Here is a 19,664-nt window from a genome sequence, read left to right as displayed (position 1 = left end):
ATCTGCTATGTCGGAGACTAAAATTGCCACGCCGGAAGACAACAAAGAGTTTCGGGAGAAGGTTGAAAACCTTACCAACCTGCGCTTGCGAAAGGCCGAGGTATTCAATCAAATGGTTGTGGCCAGAGAGCGGGTAAAAGTTACTCAATACGCAATTAATACCGCGGCGGATAGAAATCAGCCAGTAGATGAGCTACGGCGGACATACGGTGGGCACCAAGCTGCCTTTGAGAACGCGCGGCAAACGCATCTCCAGGTTTCACAACGCGAAGAAGAGGCGGTGGCCGATTTGCATTCTCGATTTAATACGCAGGTTTATCAGATAGGCAACCTCGACGATCAGGTACCCATTCTTTTCTTCCCGGTAAGGCTGGAGACCACCTTTAAGCAAATAGGGCAAAACTATGAGCTTTGGGTGCGCATCTTTCCCGATGATATTGCCGTGGAAACCCACGAGCCCTTGCTCACGCAGGATGAAATAGAACAAGGGCAGGCCTACTGGATTAGCTCATTTAATGCCACGCCAATTGAAAAAAAACAGGCCTGGGACCTGCTCTGCCGGAGCTACGGCTCGCAACGGGCGGCTTGGGTTGCGTTAAGCACGAAGCCCGCTAATTTCTCAACTGCTCCCGATGCCGCCCACCTCATCTCCGCTGTACTAAGCCCTAAAGCAGATTCCTGGACGCTTCAGCCGGTTACCCGGGTGATGCCGGATGTGTTTGTAATTAATTGCTATACCGGCAGTGACCACTCCCGCCCAAGCTTTTCCGCGCAAACCAATATCATCCCGGACGAGGTGAAGCTCGGGTTTGACCCGAGCAATAACACGAATGGCAGCTTTTACCGTTCGGGAACCGACATTGCCACTGACGCGAACGATCAGGTGGATTGGATGATAGATTTCGACGCCGCGGTAGCGAAGGGCCTGGGAGCGAAGGTACCCATTTCCCGGGAGGCCTTTGGAGCAGGCTTTGAGCGGATCATCGCGGTAGGCGTCAAAGCTTCACTAACCAAAGAAGCCGGTCAAGCCCGCCTGCAGAACCTTATCCAGAGCCATCATTATACCGATGGCTTCAGCTTGCTGAAGCAAGGAACAAGCACCAATAATACCGAGAATGAATATTCCGGCTACAGCTCGGTCGATTTCGGTAATACTACTACCTATGCAACGGAGGCCGAGGCCAACCTGTTTACCCCAGTAACAACCGCCCGCAATAAAACGGACGGGCAGCTCCTTTGTGAAGCCTTGGGGATAGACTTTGACCCTTTATATCACATCTACCATGCGGGGGGATATGACATAAGGGATGCGATGAACTTCAATAATAGCTTATGGCTGAGCGCGATGGGCTACTATCTCGTAAATCTGGCGGCAGTTGACACCTCTGATTCAGATAAGGTAAGAGAGTTCTTCAATGATTTTGTGCGGGGCCGCGGGGCCTTACCCAGCATCAGGTCGGGCGTGCAGCCTTATGGCATATTACCGGCCAGCGTATATTCCAGAATGGCGTGGAGCCAGGATCCCAATGCGGATATCTACGTTCGCATCAAAGATTATGCAACGAGTTTGTCACCTCATTGGGTAGCTGCCGTCGATGCCATCCGTCCCGCTCAAGGGGATGGTAACAGCAGCCAATCCGCGTTAAGTACATTGGCCAAGAATGCCGTGTCGCTTAATCATGTACAGCGGATAGGATTTGGCTCCAATCTGATTTGGAATTATCTGGTTTACAATACTAGTGAGAGGGATGACTCAGACCAGCCCAGGCGGTGGTATGAGGAACAATCCAAGCGCCTCGAGGAAATGCAGGCGAACACCGGTATCCGGCTAGCGCCCAGTGCCCGGATAGGTGGAATCAATTTTTTGGAGAATCACGGCAATCTCAGCGGCCCATTGGTGGCGCCCGAAGAATTGAATCGGCAAGCGCCGTTGCCCAGCGTCAGTAGAGAAAATGGGTTTAATTATTTTCAGGTTTTATCGGCGGCCACCTTCACTGAGCTGCGGGATGAAAACTACTCCAGATTCGGCCTTGAAAGGGATACCGCAATCGATGCGATGCTGTACCGCGTTGGCCGCCAGACCTTGCTGCTGGAATATCATGATGCCGCCTGTAAACTGCTTCGCCTTCCCGAAAGCGAACGCAAAGATCCGGAGCTCATCAATATGCCGGTGCGGGAAGGCGAGAGAGAACCCAGCAAGTCGATGATGCCGCTCTCGGCCGGAGCCAGCCGATGGGCGCAACTGCAGCGGCCGTACGGTGGCTTTGATAGTATCACCGACTTCATCGATGCGAGAGGGCGGGAAATTGTCGGACAGAGCGAGGAGCCTATTCATCTCTTTGAGGTGAAAGAAGGGTTTAGAGTCCTTGCTGAGCGCCCCGTAGCTGATCTGGAGCTGTTGTCTTCGGAGTTAATAGATGTTGTGTCTCACCGCCTCGATACCTGGCAGCTCGCCTTAGTCAACCAGCGGCTAAATGTTATTCGGGGCATTAAGGATGGTAGTACCGATCGTCGTCAAGGGATCTACCTCGGTGCATATGGCTGGGTCGAGAACGTTAAACCCCGTACTCGTACCCCAGTCCCTACCGCGCCTAATGCCGAATTTCCGTTGCCGCTCGAGCTGGACAGTCCCAATGAAGGCTATATCCACACCCCTTCGCTCAACCAAGCTGCGGCCGCGGCCGTGCTGCGGAGCGGGTATGCCACCCGGGGCAACACGACCACCGGCGATACGCTTTCCGTAAATATCGCCTCGGAGCGAATCCGCTATTCCTTGGATATTCTGGAGGGCCTGAAAAACGGCCAAAGCCTGTCGGTGCTGCTGGGCTACGCTTTTGAGCGGTTCATGTATGAAAACAGCACCTACCCGGCCGGCATCATCATTGATCCTTTTATTGATAGTCTGCGGGTGGCCTTTGCGCTTCCGGTCAATACCGTAAACTATACGGCGCCGACCCCCAGCGCGCCAAATCAGGCCCAGAATGTACTCGATGGGCAACGACTCATCAACGCTTTCCAGGCCGCGGCGGGAAACTTAGCGACCATGCTGACTACCGCTGGCATTCCTGCCAGCAGCTATCCGGCCCCCGTAATCACAGCCATTGGGAAGGGGATTGACTGGATGAGGAACCTGATTGATGCCGTTGGTGACTTATCCACTGCCGAAGGTATTTTCCAATTGGTACAGGGCAACCAGGCGAAGTCAGGCGCAATAGCCGACGCTATTGCTAAGGGCAATAACATGCCAGAGATTGATGTAATTAATACGCCGAGATCAGGCATCGCGGTGAACCAGCGGTTTACCCTGCACCTGGAAAACAATGCGGCGATGAGTGCGGGATGGTCGAATGCAGGGGTGCCCATGTCGCCGCGCGCCACTGCCGAGCCTTATATCAACCGCTGGGTAGGACAGTTATTGCGTGATCCAGCCAATATTCAATGCGCTTTTACTAGTGCTACCACCGTTCCTAACCCTACGACGGTCACGGTGGCCGACCTGGGCCTTCAGCCCATCGATTTGCTGTTTTTGGCCAACGACGAAATTATCAACGATGAGTCTGAATTGGCGCAGCGGGTACGACGGTATGCCCGGTCAAGAACCTATACCGTAGGTAGCCTGGCCAATCAGAGAATTGGCCGGTCAGAGAAAATAACAATTGATTTTCATCTGGCCCCTAATAAGTCGCCCAGCATTATTTCTTTTGAGGAAATGCTCTCGGTGCTGAAGAGTAGCCGCGACATCATTACTTCATGCCGAAGCCTGAGAACCACCGACTACGTTGCTCCTACCGAAGCGGCCGCGGAAGTCAACGAGTACGACAACGGTAATTTTTACACCAGCCGGCTTTTAGCGACGAAAACGGACTTTGAAACCAAGCTATCCTTACTGGATGGCGAGCTGCAAAACGTCCTAAGCGCCACCCTGGCTCCTTCGCTGGCAACCCTGAAAGGATATGTTCATAACCTTAGCTGGTACGGCTTAGAGCAAACCGTTTACGAATATTTTCCGGACGAAACCGCGGAAGATTTTACGGCCATAACCCAACGGGCTACCGCCATATCAAAAGAGGCTCACGCCAGGCTGACGAGCTATCAGGCCATTTTCCCGCCGACCCCGGCACCTACGGTGCCAACATCGGGCGATGATGCCTTTATTAACAAGTGCCTTCAGGGCTACAAAGCCTTGTTTGGCCGGGCATTCATTGCACTGCCGCGCTTTAAGCTCCGGGCCGCCGATCAGGCCCTGCTTAATGCTCAGCTTTCGACCGACCCAACGACTACTTTGCTCAGAGGCCATGCCAGCAACCCGTACGTTATGGATGAATGGCTGTGCGGCATCTCGAAAGTCCGGAAAAATACGGCCAACTACGAGTTTCTCAGCGCCCTGGCGTCCGGAATTAACCTGGATGCCTTTACCGACGACCGGAAGCTGTTCCCCGCTCAAGTGCCGTACAATGCAAGCAGCTCGACAGACCGCTGGTTAGGCTCTACGGTGAATAACGACGCGGCCTTACAGGAAGGCAGGGTAGCATTTGCCATCTCCATCCCTGGTGGCTCGTCATCATACAGCATGGGCACCTACGAAGTTGGGCTAATGATTGATGAGTGGGTGGATGTCATCCCCAACAAAAATCAAACAACGGGAATTGCCTTTCATGCAAATCAGCCGAATCAGAAGCCGCCGCAGTGCCTGCTGCTTGGATTAACCCCCAGAATTACCGGAAGCTGGAACTGGGCAGATATTGTCGACATGATCAACGAAACCTTTGACTTGGCAAAGACCAGGGGGGTCAGCTATGATAGCATTTCAGGAACCCCGGTCGGACAGCTCAGTCCCACGCTGGTGATGCCTTTTTCGGCCACCAATAGCACCATTGCCTTGACTTCGCCACTTTAATGATACTGCGTTATGCCACGTAATCTGCCTGTTAATTTTGATCCTGCGGCGCCATCCATTTCCGCTTCCATCCGGATTGAGCCCATCTCCGAGGATAAAGACCTGACAACTACCGTCCGGGCGAATGTGCACGATGCCTTGTGGATGTTATCGCAGCAATGGCGGGTCGGCGAATTCAAGGGCGAAGATGCCGGAACGCTCGTTAAGGCGAAAGTTGAAACCCAATCCACCAAAATCAATCGGTATAAAGGCTGGAAAAGCCCCGTTGAAGAGTTCAACCCGAATATACCATTAGAGGCCCGGGTCGAACGCCAGCCGTTGATACTTGATCTCGGCATGCAACTGGAGATCGGCCTGATGTGGTATAAGGTGCTTAAGGCAAATGCGGTCGCCAGCAATTATAGCGCTTATGTCACCCGATTCGAGATTGCGGTGCCCGCGGGCGGCAGCCAGTTAGAGATTCAGAGCAACCGCTATTCGATGAATATGCGCAAAACGGCCCGGAAACGGATCATGGACGGCGCAGCATTTGTTGAATACCTGCAGGCAGGTAATGCCGCTCGTAGTGTGCCCGGGCTAAACGCCGCTGATTTAGCCACGATCGATACTGCGGAGGCCGCATTCAGAGCCTGGCTGAGCAATACCTACTGTCTACCCACCTCCTTGGCTGACGACTCCTGGTCGAATGAGCATCTGGAATACCGATTTAGTGTCTCTGCTCCGCTTGCTGCCGCGGCCAACGCCAGCCAAACAGTGTTGGACGCCGACCGGTATACATTGGGGGATATCGACTGGTATTCGGTAGATTTAAATGCCGATGCAAACTTCCAGCTAACTGCCCCCGCATCGGTACCGATCAACAACGCTAACGCCATTGGCGCATCGCAGGTACTATCTTACCTGCCCCAGCATCTGAGCTGGAAAGGAATGCCTAAAGGCCGCTGGTGGGAATTCGAAGACCGTAACATCGATATTTCAAAGCTGTCGACGCAAAAGCAGGATATTTCCAAACTCATCCTAATGGAGTTCGGTCTTATCTACAGCAACGACTGGTTCGTTATCCCTCATCAGTTAGAAGTAGGCTCTATCACCGAGATCCGGAATCTGATGGTAACGGATGTTTTTAATCAGCGCTTCCTGATCAAGCGGGCGGGCGCGGCGTCCAACAACAGCTGGCAGAAATGGGATATGTACCAGGTTAGTAAAAAGGGCCAGCCCGCGCATCAGGCCGGCCTGGATAAGCTGCTGCTGCTACCCTCGCTCATTAATAAAGTCGAAAGCGAGCCCATCGAAAAGGTAATGTTCCTTCGGGATGAAATGGCTAACATGATATGGGGGGTAGAAGACGTGGTTCCCAACGACCTTTTCGGCGGCCAGAATGGTAAGGATGCCGCCAATAACCTGCTGGATTTTCTGGAATTAACTTATCCACCGGTTACTGCCACGACCACCCCCAACCAGGCAACGCTACGGTATAAGCTGCAGAATACAGTGCCTGAAAACTGGATTCCGTTTGTCCCAATGGCTAGCCAAATAAATCCGGCAAATTATCGGGCCCGAAAGGTGCAGCGAGCCCGCTTCCTACGGTACATAAATGAGCAGTATGTACCTGCTCCCATTTTCCCAAGGACCAACCTTTTACGCCAAGGGCTGGACGAAGAAACACCCCAGACCAACCTGCGGTTCGTTATCCCGAAACCGAGAACGAGCAGCTCCATGCCAGGCCCTGAGCCTTATTTCGTCAATCAGGAAGAAGTCAGCAAGTCCGGCCATGTGGTAAGCGCTACGTTCCAAAGAACCCGCTGGTATGATGGTCGACCATTTGTATGGATCGGGCGTAAAAAGCAAACCGGACGTGGTGAGGCAAACGTCAAATATGAGTATGATGTGTTAAAAGATAAAGAAGCCGGCACGTAAAATCCTATCGTTTAAGCCGAGTCAGCTGCAATCTTTTATGCGGCTGAGCTTGCAGGATTATGCCACAAGGCAACTTAACGCTGGAAGGACATTTTCATTCCTTTTGACCGCTTTGACCGCGTTGCCAAAGCGCCTAATGCGCTTATGGAGTACGATATAAACCCCGTTTGCGATAAGCAGGCGGGGTTTTTCGGTCACTACAGAATACGAACTATAAACAAAGGCAACTGATGAAGATGTACTTACTTGTAAAAGAAAACGCCCCGAATAAACTGGTTCCGGTGGTTACGGCGCATGCGTCATTAGCCTGTTTCCGGGAATATGAACAGGAGGAAGATATGCAACACTGGATAAATTCGGTGTTCAAAAAGGTTGTTTGCAAAGTGACCGAGGCCGAGTTTGAGCAGGCCAAGCAAGTAGCAAAAAGAGTCCTGCTGACGGAGTCTTCACTGGGTGGCCAAGAAGTATGCCTTGCTTTCTCCCCACGAGAAGAGTACCCCAAGTACTTCAAGTACCTTCGGCTGTGGAGCCCAAACGCTGAATGAACCGCTAGTAACGGCAGCTTAGCAAAAGCAGCGGCCGATACGTACCAGTGCTGAAAGGTTCGCGCGACAAGGACCAAGCCTGTATGCCCGCATCCAGCAAGACCCTCGCCACTCGCACGGGGTAGCGGTAAGCGAGGGCCCGGACCCCACCCGTTGGGCTAGTCAGTGGAGCGTGGGCTTTGGACAGGTGGCCAGTTCAGCTGCCGTCCGGGCGCTGGCTACGATGCTGGCGCAAAATTCCGCTCCCAGAGCTGAAGTAAACAACTCTCTCGAGCCCTACCAAGCAAGCATTTGGCGCTACTCACTGAGCTGCCCCCTGCCGGTAATCAGACTTCAACTGAAGATTATTCTCAAGACAGTCAGGAATTATCGGTAGATGTTTATTGACTTATGCCGCTATTTCCAGCAGTAAAGCCGGGGTACCAGGAAAGCGCGGCGGCTTAATAAGCGGAAGCGCTCCGTCAAGCTGCCTGCTGCTGACCAAGCAGCGCCCTTTTTCGTACGGGGAATAAATTTGACCGGCCGCCGGTGGCCGAGCGCTCCCATGACTCTCTCGCTTACCGTATACCTGTTCTGCGTATCCTTGGCAACTGCTAACCTGGTGATGGCCGCCGTGCTGCTGCTGGCCTTGCGCAAGGCCCGAAACCGCCACGCCAACCGTACGCTCAGCTTGCTAATGCTGTGCCTGGCCGCCAGCTTTTTTCTGGGCGATATCCTCTATTGCACACCCTTTTTCGAGCACTATCCGCATTTGATCGAATACGACCCTTTTCTATCGATGTGCTTAGGCCCGTTGCTGTATTTCTACATTCTCTATCAAACCCGGCCCGACTTTCGGTTGCGGCCCCGGCACCTGCTGCATCTGCTGCCGCTGCCCGGCTATTTTATTCTCTTGTGGGGATTCTATACCAGTGATGCATCTACCAAGCTGGCCTACCTGAAGCTGAAAGATTGGTCAACCATTCCGCATTTCGCTCTTGCACCCTACTTCCGGGAAGTGCAGCTGTTTGCGTACGGCGTGGCCTGCTATCGCTTACTGGTGCGCCACGGCCGGGTAATGCGGGAGCTGGTGTCCTCGATTGACGACCAGCAACTGCGTTGGCTGCGTCATCTGCTGCTGATGGCTGCGGGGCTGTTTGCCGTGTGGATCGTATCCAATGAGTTCAGCAATACGAGCAATATGCTGGGTATTGCTTTATTGTTCTTTAGCTACTGGGTTCCGTACCACGCCATCGCTCAGGAGTACATCTTCGCCAAAGTAGGGGCCGAGACCGTGCTGCCGATCATTCAGAAGATCGAGGAAGCGAAAGAAGTCCGGTACCGGAACTCTACCCTCTCGCCCGAGGATATTCACGGCTTGATGGAACGCCTGGCCGGGCACATGGCTCACGCCAAGCCCCACCTCGACAGTGACCTGTCGTTGACTGCCCTGGCCGAGCAAGTGCAGCTCAACCCGAATCACCTTTCGCAGGTGTTGAACGAAGGCTTCGGCGAGAGCTTCTACAAGTTTGTCAACCGCCACCGCGTAGAACAGAGCAAGCACTTGTTGCGCGACCCCGCCTTCGCGCATTACAGCATGCTGGGCATTGCCTATCAGGCAGGGTTCAGTGCCAAATCCACGTTCTATAAAGCTTTCAAAGAAGCGGTCGGCTGCTCACCGTCTGAGTTTATGAAGAGCGAGGTTTAACCCTGTCGCTCAATAGCCTACGCATCCACCTACGCTTAGCTGGACGCACTATTGCGCGCTTGGGCAGCCAGCTAAGCTTACGTAGACATCACGGTTTTTTTCGTCGGCAAGCTTTGGGGCCTGATTCACCCAAACCTATCCCCGATGAAAAACTTGTTTCGCTTAGGCGGGCTGCTGGCAGCGGCCTGCTCGTTCAGTTTCAGCCCGGCGGCTCCGCTCTCGGTAAAGCTGCCGACTGCTCAGAGCGCGGCCAGCTTCCTCCGCGCGGCGGCCCCGACCACGGCCGCTTTACGCGGTCCGCTCACGACGGTCCCGAGGCACCAGCAGCAGATGGCGCGATACGACGTGAAGTACTACAAGCTGGACCTGGCCCTGGAGAACACCAGCGTGGCCGTGGCCGGCTCGGTGCGCATGCAAGCTCGCAATGGTGGGGCAGCACTGGATTCGCTGGCCTTTGAGTTATACCCGACCTATACCATCGACTCGGTGGTGGTGCAGGGGCGACGAGCCCCGGGCTGGCGTCGAGTGAACGGCGACGTCAGCGCGAAGCTGGCCGTGGCCGTGCCGGCGGGTCAGTTATTCAATGCCCTCATTTATTATCATGGCACTGCCCCCAGCGAGAGACCCGACAGAGCCTTACATTCTAGCAGCAATGCGGCTTCCGGGTTCAACGTGCTGTATAGCTTCAGCCAGCCCCTCGAGGCGTACGAATGGTTTCCGTGCAAGCAGGTGGTCTCGGACAAAGCGGACTCGTCGGATGTGTGGGTGACGACTACGCTACCCAACAAAGTCGGCTCCAACGGAGTGCTGCAACGCGTCACGCCCCTGCCCGGTGGCAAAGCCCGCTACGAGTGGAAGTCGCGTCATCCTATTGCGTACTACCTGATTTCGGTAGCCGTGGCGCCCTACGTGGAGTACACCAACTACGCCCATCCGGCAGGCAGTCCGGCTATTCCCATCGTCAGCTACCTCTATAACCAAGCCGCTATTGACGAAGCCCGTCCGCAGCTGGACTTGGTGCCGGCCATGCTCGAAAACTTCGCCAGCCTCGTCGGGCCCTATCCCTTTGCCAACGAGAAGTACGGCCACTGCCTCGTACCTGCCGAACCAGGCGACGCATTGGAAAACCAGACCATGACAACGCTGGGCAGCTTCGAGAATCCGCTGCTCCTGGCCCACGAGCTGTTTCATCACTGGTTTGGCAACAACGTAACCTGCGCTTCCTGGCAGGACATATGGCTAAATGAGGGCTTCGCCGATTACGGCGCTTACCTGACCGCGGCCGCGACGAGCCCCGACGACGCCCGAACCTTGCTCGATGGGGCCGCCGAGCTTGTGATGTCGGAGCCCGGCGGCACCATGCGGGTATCGGACACCCTGAACGCGCGCCGCATCCTCGACCAACGGCTGAGCTACAAAAAAGGCGCCCTGGTGATCCACATGCTACGGTACCTGCTGAACGACGACACCAAGTTCTTCCGGGCCTTGCGCACCTACCAAAGCACCTACGCCGGCCGCGCGGCCCGCACCCGCGACTTGCAGCGCATTTTCGAGGCGGAGGCTGGCCGCTCCCTGCAGTACTTCTTCGACCAGTGGTACCAGGGCGAAGGCTACCCCACGTTCACCGTGCGCTGGAACCAAAGTGGCAACACGCTCTACCTGCAAAGCAGCGAAACCGTTTCCATGCCCGCCGTCACCCCCTTCTTTGACACCGAGGTCGACTACAAACTGAGTTTTGCCGACGGTACGAGCCAAATAGTGCGCCTGCGGCAGGGCCAGCCTGTCTCGGGGTACAGCCTGGCTGTGGCGGGCACGGTCACGGGCCTCGAGGTGGACCCCCAGCAGTGGATCCTCAACGGCGAAGGCACCGTCACGCGCGACCCCGCCCTGGTGCTGGGCACGCGCGGCGGGGCCGCGGCAGCCCGGCTGAGCGTGTATCCGGTTCCGTGCCGCGAATACCTGCGCCTGGTGGACGTGCCCGCCCGCTCGCTGCAAGCCGAAGTCTGGGACGCGACGGGCCGGGTGGTGCTGCGCCAACCCCTGTCGGCCGGGGCGGACCGCCTGGTCACCGCCGGTTTGCCGGCGGGGGTTTACCACCTGCGCTTACTCGATGGCCAGGGACAGGTCAGCCAGGCCCGTTTCATTCGCGAATAGCCCCCGCGTCAAGCCTCGCTGTCGCAACCTGGTTGGCTGCGGCAGCGAGGCTAAAAAGTCTTTATAAAAGCACGTAAGGGAAGCCAAAAACCCAGCGTCTTGCGCCTCAGAATAATCCTTACCTCACCACTTTACCCTTTCCAGTTTCATGAAAAATCCTTCATTCCTGCGGTCTTTCCTTTTCGTTCTTTGTTCCACGCTGCTGCTCACGAGCTGTGGGGAAAAAGGAAAAGGCGACATCGTTACCCGCCAGCTTACCGTGCCGGCTTTCGAGGGCGTCAACCTCCGCATCGTGGCCGACGTGGTGCTCACCGAAGGAGCCACGCAAAAAGTGGAGGTACGGGGCCAGGAAAACATCATCAACCGATTGAAAACGGCGGTAGACAACGGCACCTGGGAAATTGAGTTTGACAACCGGGTGAGCGATTACGACAAGCTGACGGTGTACGTCACCCTGCCCCGGCTGCGGCGAGTGGTCAATTCCGGGTCGGGGTCTATTCAGGGGCTGAGCACCTTCACCACTTCGGATTTATCGGTGAACGTGAACGGCTCGGGCAATACCGTCCTGGCCACGACCGCCACCACCGTGGATGCTGGCATCAGTGGGTCGGGCAACATCGAACTCAGTGGCAGCACCCCCAGCCAATCCGTGCGCATCAGCGGTTCGGGCAGTTACCGCGGCTTTGGCCTGCGTAGCGATCAGTGCGAGGTAAGTATTTCCGGCTCGGGCCAGGTGGAAGTAACCGCCAATACCACGCTCCGAGCCGATATCGCCGGCAGCGGCAACGTGCGCTACAAAGGCCGGCCCAGCATCAATGCCACCGTCAGTGGGTCGGGCCGGGTAATCAACAGCAACTAGCGCAGCTCCCTGGGTTGGGGCTGTTAGCTAGTCGAAACGCGCCTTCTCCAGTTAGTCTTTCTCTTTAACCTGAGCCCAACGGCCCGTTGTGGCGGCCTGCCGCGACGGGCTCGTTTGGCGCTGCTTTGCCGGTTGTCTCGCATTTGCGCCGGTCTTTTCCTCATGAAACATCTTGCGCTTCTACCGCGCCGCCGACGGCAAATGGCGCAACACCCGCTACAACGGCTGCTTCGTGGCCAACGCTCTGGGTGGGCGCGAATTCAAAGTAGGCCGGGCAGACAACAACCTCATAGGCCTGAACCTGCGTTTACTCTGGGCCGGTGGCAACCGCTACACGCCCGTGGACCTAGCCGCTTCGCGCCAGGCCGGCTATGGCATCGATATCGACGACCAGGCCTGGTCGGAACAGGGTCCCAGCTACTTCCGCCTCGACCTGCGGGCCAGCTACCGCCGGAACCGCCCCCACGCCTCCCACATCATTTCCCTGGACCTACAGAACGCCACCAACAACCAGAACGTCTTCGGCCGCTTTTACGACCGGTCTTCCCAGCAGATCGAGACGGCATACCAAACCTCGCTGGTACCCGTCCTGAATTACCGGGTGGAGTTTTGAATTAGTCAGGAGTCAGGCCCAGCCACCGTCGGCTTAGTTGAAGCGAATAGCCCATAGCAAGCTCTTTAACCAACGCGACTAGTGGTCTAAGCAATGCTACTGCACCAGCTGAGCATGCAGACGGGCCAGCGTTTGGGCCGCATCGACGCAGAGACCGGGGTGCACGGGCGAGGTTTGCACAATGGTGCTGCGCGTGGCCGTCAGCCAGCGAAACCGCTCGGCGAGGGAGAGCTGACCGATGGTGCCGCCCGTCGCCCGGCCCTGGCAGATGCGCTCGAAGGCCAGCAGGCGGGCGCTTATTTCGGGTAAGTCCAGGTCCGGAGCCAGGGCTAGCAGCCGGGCGGTGGGTAGTTCGTAGCGAGTTTGCAGAAACCCCAGCGCCCGGCAGTACACGATAACGCCGACGTTGAGGAATTCCTCGCGCTCGACCCGGGGCACCACGCGCAGGACGGCGTACTCAAATAAGTGCTTGTCGGGCATCCTGGGCTTCCTGAACAAAGGTTTCTGATGCCGCCAAGCGGTTTACTAAAAAGCCAACGTAGGCCTCGCGCTGCTCCTCGGCCGAAGCCCCCTCGCTGGTCAGCCATTCGTCGGGCACCAGGGCCACAATGGCCCGGAGGCGCGCGGGCGTGAGCTGGGCGCGGCTCGCGGCGTCGACGGCCAGCAGCTCGCTGGCTTGCGGCAGCAGCACGTGGGCTTGCACCTGGGGGAAGGGGCGCGGGCGCGGCTGGGCCCAATCGGGCCCGGCATGGTGCACGTAAAGCGCCGCGCCGTGGTCAATCAACCAGAGCTCTTGGTGCCACATCAGCATGTTGGTGTTGCGGGCGGTACGGTCCACGTTCAGGGTCAGGCAGTCGAGCCACACGATTTGCGAGGCCAGCCGGGCCTCGACCGTGGTCACCAGAGCATCGAAGGTAATGGCGCCGGACAGGTAGTGCAGGGCCAGGTTGCGGCCGGTGCTGGCGCGCAGCAAATCCTGGATTTCCTCATCGGGCTCGGTGCGCCCGAAGGCCTCGTCGAGCTCGCAGAACACTAGCTCGGGCACCCGCAGGCCCAGGGCCCGGGCTATCTCGCCCACGATGAGCTCGGCGATCAGGGCCTTAACGCCCTGCCCCGCTCCCCGGAACTTCAGCACGTAGAGGAAGCCATCGTCGGCCTCCACCAGGGCGGGCAGCGAACCACCCTCCCGCAGCGGGGTCACGTAGCGCGTCACGGCGACGGTTCGGAGTTCGGGGGCGCGGGGGGCCGGCATGCTGCGCGAGGGGTTAGCAAAGGACGCACAAAGGTAGGAGCGCCCGGGTTGGCGGCCTTACCCGCCGTTCATCGGCCGCTTCCGCAGCGCCAGGTAGTCGAGAAAGTACAGCACTTTCACCGACACCGAGTTATTGTGGGGCGTGTTGATGGTGTTATTGAAATTATCGAAAAACTGGGGTGTAGCTTCCTCAGCCTTCAGATACGTAGTGCCCGCATTTTTCCAAACGATACTCAGCTGCGAGCCGGGCGCGAACCACCAGGAATACACCGCATCGACGTTGAAAGCGTTATAGGTGTTGTCGCGGTTGCGCTGGTAAGCGACCAGTTGCTCTTCGCCATCCCGGCCCAGCGCAGCAAAATCGTGGTAGTGTACGTTGCTGGTGTACTGACGCAAGCGCAGCGTGAACGACATGCGATTGGTGAATGTGTAGGCCGCGGACACGATGTTCGACAGCGTGGTCACGTTACGCCGGCCGAGCATAATCTGACCGATAAACGGCTGGTCGAGCGGCTCGCCGGCATCGAGGCCGCCGTTGACGTAGCCGATCTGGTTGGTACGCAGGCTCCAATCCACGCTGTAGCGGAACGTAAGGTGGTTGTTGAGACGGTAGCGCGGGTAGGCGCCAAAGCTGTAGCCGCCCCGGCGGGCCCGGGGCAGGCGGCCGTCGAGGTTATAATGCTGCACCCCGGCATTCAGGCCCCAGGCAAACTTTTTGCGCGAGTCGGAATTGATAAACCACACTATCCGGGCATTGCCGGGCACCCGCACGTAGTACTCACCCAGCGGATTAGTCCGGGGCTCGAAAAAGTCGTGCGTAACCGGGTCCACATTTAAGTCGAAGCCTATTTGATTAAAGCTTTTGGTGAAGGTGGTGTTCGCGCCCAGATAGAAGTTTACCGCCTGGTAAAGCGTGGGCTTGTAGAGCAGCGTGTGGCTGAGGTTACCGAACAGGTAGAAGTTGTTCACCTTCCAGAAAGGCTGGTACTTGTTGTAGCTCAGGTCCAGCGACTGCGTGATGTTGTTGTTGCCGAACAGGATGCCTAAATCGTTCGGATTGTAGGTGTTGGACTCGATGCCGTGGCTCAGGTACCAGGTGAAGGTGCCCCCGATTTTGCCGAAGCCCACGCGGTACTTGTAGCCGTCCTGGTCATCGATTTGCTCCTCGGAACCGAATTTGGTGCCCCGGCGTCGGGAGTACACCACCCGGCCGTCGAGGGCGTAGCTGTTGGCCTTGTTGGCGAAGCGGAACAGGCCGCCGGTCACGTTGGCGTCGTAGGTCTGGCCGGCCCGCGTCACGTTGGTGTTGATGAGGCTCAGGTAGGAGTTGTTTTTCAGGCTCTGGTCGAGCACCGCGATGTTGTAGTTGCTGAACGGCTGAGTCAGCACCTCGCGCTCGGCCCCGGTTTCGCGGTTGCGGATGGTAGCGTATACGTCGTTGCTCAGGGCGTTGAACACGCCTACGCCCAGGCCCTTGCTGGTGCGGCCCGAGATTTTGGTGGCGTTGAGCAGCGGCGTTTCGGCGGGGTTGCGCAGCACAAACTCGTTGGTGCCGACCTTCACGTCGTCGAAGCCCACGGGCTGGGCCCCCACCCGGCGCGAGTAAAACAGGTTACCCTTGTTAAACAGCTCGGTGCCTTCGGTAAAAAACGGCCGGTTTTCGTTGAACTGCACCTCAAAGGGCGAAAGGTTGAGCACCTGGTTGTCGCTCTGCACCTGCCCGAAATCCGGCACCAGCGTGGCGTCGAGGGTGAAGCTTTCGTTGATGCCCCACTTTACGTCGGCCCCGCCGTTGAAGCTGGTGCTGGTACGCTTGGTGCCTTCAGCATTCAACGGGTTGTGGTTGACGTAGCTCGACACGTAGGGCGTGAGCGAAAGCCGGAGCGGCGGCTTTACGCCTTTCACCCCCGTTAGCTCGCCCCACTGGTTCACGAACCCGTCGACGGCCGGCTTCACCTCGTTCCAAAAAAACGCCTGGTTGTCGCGCTTGCGCTGCCGCATGAAGTTCAGGCCCCACCGCTGCTCCTCCGCCGTGCTGAAACGGATGGCCGAGTAAGGAATGCGCATCTCGGCCACCCAATCGGTGCCCCGCAGCGAGGTGCGGCTCTCCCACACGGCGTTCCAGTTGAAATCTTCGCCGCCGGCCGGCGAGTAGCGGGCATCCATCTGCACGCCCCCGGTGGTCACGAAGAAGGCGTACCCGTTGAGCTGGTCGAAGTAGGTGTCGAGAAAGATGCCGATGAAGTCGGTGTTGCCGAAGTTGTCGCGCGCCGTCAATTCCCGCGGAATGGAATCCTGCGAGACGTCGTGCATCACGGCCCCCACGTAAATAGCTGCGTCGTCGTAGAGCACGCGTACTTCGGTCGGGTGCTTTTCATGAGGGCCGGGGTTAGGCCGGTTCTGGATGAAGTCGGTGGCGGGCCGGGCCTGCTGCCACACCGCCTCATTGAGCGTGCCGTCGAGCTTAATCGGCTCGTTGATACGCACGGCCGCCAACTGGCGCTTGGGGGCCGCCGTAGCCGCAGGGGTAGTCCCGGGCGGCAGGGTTTGCGCCCAAGTGGCCGGTAGGGCCCCCACCCAAGCCCCTAATAGCAGAAAGAGCACACGCCGAGTAAAAAGAAATAGCATAAGACGGAGCTATAGTTGTAAGGGGTGTTCCAAAATACTTCAAAATTAATCTGTTGGTCGGCATGACGCCCAAACAACGGGGCGGGGCGGGCTTAGTCGGACTGCTAGTCACTCACCAGTATGCAGCCCCCAGCCACTACTGCCGGGAGCGAGCTTGCAGACTCAGCTCCCGGCAGCGCCCCGGTCCCACTGTTTTGCGCCTACCCCACGCGCAGGGCAGGCATAAGCTCCGGTTGGTTTTCGGTTAGCCAATCAATAATTTTCCCAACGGCAGCCAAACCGGGCCCATTTCGCGTGGAAACTGCAGCTAGTAGGAATGGTTACTTCCGTTTGCGGAAATACACGTCATTGCTGATGGATTCCAGCTTGACGAGCGGACCGCTACCGCTGAGCGTGCCATGAAGCTGATAACCCACAATGGGATTCTTCTCCCGCAGGTTGGTGAAGGCAATTTCCTGGTCGGTGTACACTTCCCCGGTAATGCTTTTGAGCGACAGCTCGGCGCCCCGCGTGGCGGGCCAGGCCACGTCCACAAATCCGCTTAAGGACTTCGCCTCAATGGGGCCCGTGAGGCCCGCGATGTCGATGTTGCCGCTGAGGGTGTTTACGCGCAGGGCCACCTCGGCGGGCACCGTAATCTCGTAGTCGATCACGGCGCACACCTGGTTTGCCGACCAGCCGTCCTTACGCCCGCCGTCATTTTTGCCGTCGATGATGAACGTATCGCCGTAGTAGGAGCCGCCGTTGGGGCAGTCGCCGGGTTGGGAGTTGCGCAACACTTCCTTATCAAAAGCGGAGACCATCCTGAGTTCGTCGCCGGACTGCTCCACGGTGAGCAGCAGGGCCTCGTTGAGCTTGTTTTGATTGATGCTGACGGAGGCTTTCAGCGTCATTTTACCGCTGGCCCCGGCTCGCACACGAATGCTGCTGGCCTGCCGCAGATTAAGGTATAAGCGCTGGCCAGCGGCCAGATTGGCGGTTTTCTCAATGATTTTCTGGGCTGAGGCCCGCTGGCTACCGCTCGCGGCGAGAACCAGCAACAGGAGGAATAGAAAGCGGCGCATGGTGCAGAAAGATGAAGGTGAGCAGTTAGCTGGGTTGAGTAGTGAAATTCCTGAGCGCCCGGCGGAGCGGAAGCAGCCCTGCTGCTTCGTCGGCATCTTCGAGTTAGCCTCGTGGCTGAAATCCTTCGACTCCGCCGGATATTGTCTTTTAATAAAGGCTCTGGTACAAGGCGTTTGGTTGCTTTTCCCGGCGCCGCGCTTTTCCATTCGCCGGGCCGGGGCGACCAGCCCGGCTTACTTGGCTTTGCGGACGTAGATGTCGCCGCTCACCGTTTTGAGCGAGAGCTCGGTACCGCCGCCGTTAATGCTGCCATCAACCACTTGGCCACCGATATGCCGCATATCATCCTGGTCTTTCCCCATGTTGATGTCGAAATCGGTGTAAACCTCGCCCGATACCGAGCGCATCTTCAGGGTGGCTTTGGTATTGGCGGGCAGGCTTACATCCACGTCGCCGCTCACGGTGGAAATAGAGCTGGGGCCTTGGCGCAAGGGCGCGAAACGCACCTGAATGTCGCCGCTCACGGTATTGGCTACTACGGGTCCAGGCACGTTGAGGAGCTTGATGTCGCCGGTCTTCATGCTCACTTCCAGGTCGCCGGTTATGTCACGCACCACGATGTCGCCGCCGTTCCAACCGGTTTGGTTGTACTGCACCGCCGTGCTGCGCGGTACCCGGATAGTGTAGCTGGCATCCTTGCGGGAAGCCCGCGCGATGCGCACCGTGCCGCCCGTTTGCGTGACCGACAACCCGATTTTGGTGTTGTCCACGGCCGAGTTGTAGATGGGGCGCAGGCCCTGGGCCTGCTTGGGCATTTCCTCGAAGCCGTCGCCGCTAATGATGAGGTCGTCGCCGTTGGTGCCTTCCACCGTTACGTTGCTGCCCTGCATGTTGATGATGACTTTCCGGTCTTTGCCGCTGAGCTTGGTTTTATACTCCTGGGCCCGCCCGGCCTGGGCCGCCAGCAGGCCCGCGATGGTGAAGAAAATGAGCTTATTCATGGCGAGAAAATGTAAGCAATGTGAAGTCTGGGGTGCCGGCGCCGGCACCGCGTGCAGAAAGAGGGTGAGAAAAGCGGGAGAAAAAGAGTTCTTTCGATGGGTAGGTCGCGCACTGCGAATCGAGAGAGCGACGTCCTAACTTGAGGCGCCCCCGGCCGGCCACCGGGCCTGAAAGCTTAGATGAGTTTGCCAATGCCGGCTTCGGCCTGGGTCCGCACTACGGGCAGGGCGTCGGGGCGCTTGGCCAGGCGCTGGAGCTGCGGCACGGCCCGGCGCACCCGGAGCGAGACGACCATGTCGATGAGGGCGATTTGCACGTTGGGGTCGGTCTGGATGGATAGCGATTGCACCAGCCCTTCCCGAACCCGGGGGTCGTCGCGGAGGCGGTATAGGGCCTCGCAGGCCGCCAGCCGCACGTTTGGACTAGCATCGAAGTTCAGCGTGTTGAGAAGCACCTGTACCGTGGCATCGCCGGGCTCTTTCTCCTTGGTCGAATTGGCGACGAGCCGAATCCGGTCGCTGGCCGAAACGGGTTGGCCGTTGTCGCCGACGAGGGCGTCAGCGAGCGCGGCCGGGGCCGGCTTGCCAGCCGCAAGACCGTCGCTGCCGCGGGTACCCCAGGGCAACTGGCGGCCGAGCAGGATGCCGGCGGCAATCAGCACGAGGCTGGCGGCAACGCGCAGCCAGTTGTTGGCCAGGGCCGTGGGCCACATCGATACCACTCTGGCAGCGGGAGGCGCCGGGGCTGCGAGGGGCGGAGCCGTCGGCAACAGGGCTTTTTGCTGCTCCAGCATCGCCATGAAATTGGCCCGCAGGGCCGTGCGGGGTACTTCGGGCAGGGCCGCGTCCAGGTCGTCGCCGAGGGCGCGGAGCTGGGTTACTTGCAGCTGGCAAGTCGGGCAGGTGGTCAAATGAGCAGCCACTCGTTCGGCCTCGGCAGCGGGCAGGCTACGCTCGACGTAGGCCGGCAGCAACGCTTCCATCTCGTGGCAGGCAGAAAGTTCGGGCGTTTTCATATTGGTGCTTATTTATTGGTGCTTGGTGCT

Annotated in this window: 13 protein-coding genes; 7 read left to right on the top strand and 6 right to left on the bottom strand. The window is 57.9% G+C overall.

The genetic code is table 11. The annotated features are described in order from the left end of the window. Window positions 1-7: 7 nt before the first annotated feature. The 7 genes from IC235_RS18420 (at window position 8) to IC235_RS18390 (ending at window position 12,672) form a co-directional block, all read left to right on the top strand. Window positions 8-4,897 (top strand): hypothetical protein, encoded by a 4,890-nt coding sequence (locus tag IC235_RS18420; protein WP_191006676.1) that lies wholly within the window; start codon window positions 8-10, stop codon window positions 4,895-4,897. A gap of 12 nt (window positions 4,898-4,909) precedes the next feature. Next, window positions 4,910-6,814, top strand: a complete 1,905-nt coding sequence (locus IC235_RS18415) for a hypothetical protein (protein WP_191006675.1) — start codon at window positions 4,910-4,912, stop codon at window positions 6,812-6,814. 230 nt (window positions 6,815-7,044) lie between these two features. Beyond that, window positions 7,045-7,359: a peptidyl-tRNA hydrolase gene (locus IC235_RS18410; protein WP_191006674.1), complete on the top strand. Its 315-nt coding sequence runs from the start codon at window positions 7,045-7,047 to the stop codon at window positions 7,357-7,359. A 544-nt stretch (window positions 7,360-7,903) separates the two neighbouring features. Continuing rightward, window positions 7,904-9,046, top strand: a complete 1,143-nt coding sequence (locus IC235_RS18405; protein WP_191006673.1) for a helix-turn-helix transcriptional regulator — start codon at window positions 7,904-7,906, stop codon at window positions 9,044-9,046. A gap of 144 nt (window positions 9,047-9,190) precedes the next feature. Continuing rightward, window positions 9,191-11,200: a M1 family metallopeptidase gene (locus IC235_RS18400; protein WP_191006672.1), complete on the top strand. Its 2,010-nt coding sequence runs from the start codon at window positions 9,191-9,193 to the stop codon at window positions 11,198-11,200. Window positions 11,201-11,348: 148 nt separating this feature from the next. Then, entirely contained in the window at window positions 11,349-12,059 is a 711-nt protein-coding gene (locus IC235_RS18395; RefSeq protein WP_191006671.1) for a head GIN domain-containing protein, read from the top strand. Between the two features lie 172 nt (window positions 12,060-12,231). Next, window positions 12,232-12,672: a hypothetical protein gene (locus tag IC235_RS18390; RefSeq protein WP_191006670.1), complete on the top strand. Its 441-nt coding sequence runs from the start codon at window positions 12,232-12,234 to the stop codon at window positions 12,670-12,672. A gap of 96 nt (window positions 12,673-12,768) precedes the next feature. On the opposite strand, the gene IC235_RS18385 is transcribed toward IC235_RS18390, so the two are convergent. The 6 genes from IC235_RS18385 to IC235_RS18360 form a co-directional block, all read right to left on the bottom strand. Continuing rightward, window positions 12,769-13,152, bottom strand: coding sequence for a DUF3037 domain-containing protein (locus IC235_RS18385; RefSeq protein ID WP_191006669.1), 384 nt, complete (start codon window positions 13,150-13,152; stop codon window positions 12,769-12,771). Beyond that, window positions 13,130-13,924: a HipA family kinase gene (locus IC235_RS18380; protein WP_191006668.1), complete on the bottom strand. Its 795-nt coding sequence runs from the start codon at window positions 13,922-13,924 to the stop codon at window positions 13,130-13,132. The genes IC235_RS18385 and IC235_RS18380 overlap by 23 nt, the downstream gene beginning before the upstream one ends. Before the next feature lie 57 nt (window positions 13,925-13,981). Beyond that, a complete protein-coding gene (locus IC235_RS18375; RefSeq protein WP_191006667.1) occupies window positions 13,982-16,528 on the bottom strand; it encodes a DUF5916 domain-containing protein in 2,547 nt (848 codons plus the stop codon). A gap of 344 nt (window positions 16,529-16,872) precedes the next feature. Further along, a complete protein-coding gene (locus tag IC235_RS18370) occupies window positions 16,873-17,616 on the bottom strand; it encodes a DUF4097 family beta strand repeat-containing protein (RefSeq protein WP_191006666.1) in 744 nt (247 codons plus the stop codon). Between the two features lie 234 nt (window positions 17,617-17,850). After that, the gene (locus tag IC235_RS18365; protein WP_191006665.1) at window positions 17,851-18,618 is read right to left on the bottom strand and encodes a DUF4097 family beta strand repeat-containing protein; all 768 of its coding nucleotides are present in this window, start codon (window positions 18,616-18,618) and stop codon (window positions 17,851-17,853) included. Window positions 18,619-18,794: 176 nt separating this feature from the next. After that, entirely contained in the window at window positions 18,795-19,634 is an 840-nt protein-coding gene (locus IC235_RS18360; protein WP_191006664.1) for a HEAT repeat domain-containing protein, read from the bottom strand. Between the last annotated feature and the right edge of the window lie 30 nt (window positions 19,635-19,664).

The organism is Hymenobacter montanus, assembly GCF_014699115.1.
GTDB classification, from domain to species: Bacteria; Bacteroidota; Bacteroidia; order Cytophagales; family Hymenobacteraceae; genus Hymenobacter; species Hymenobacter montanus.
The sequence above is the reverse complement of the archived record's forward strand: the minus strand, read 5'-3'. Positions and strand labels throughout refer to the sequence as shown.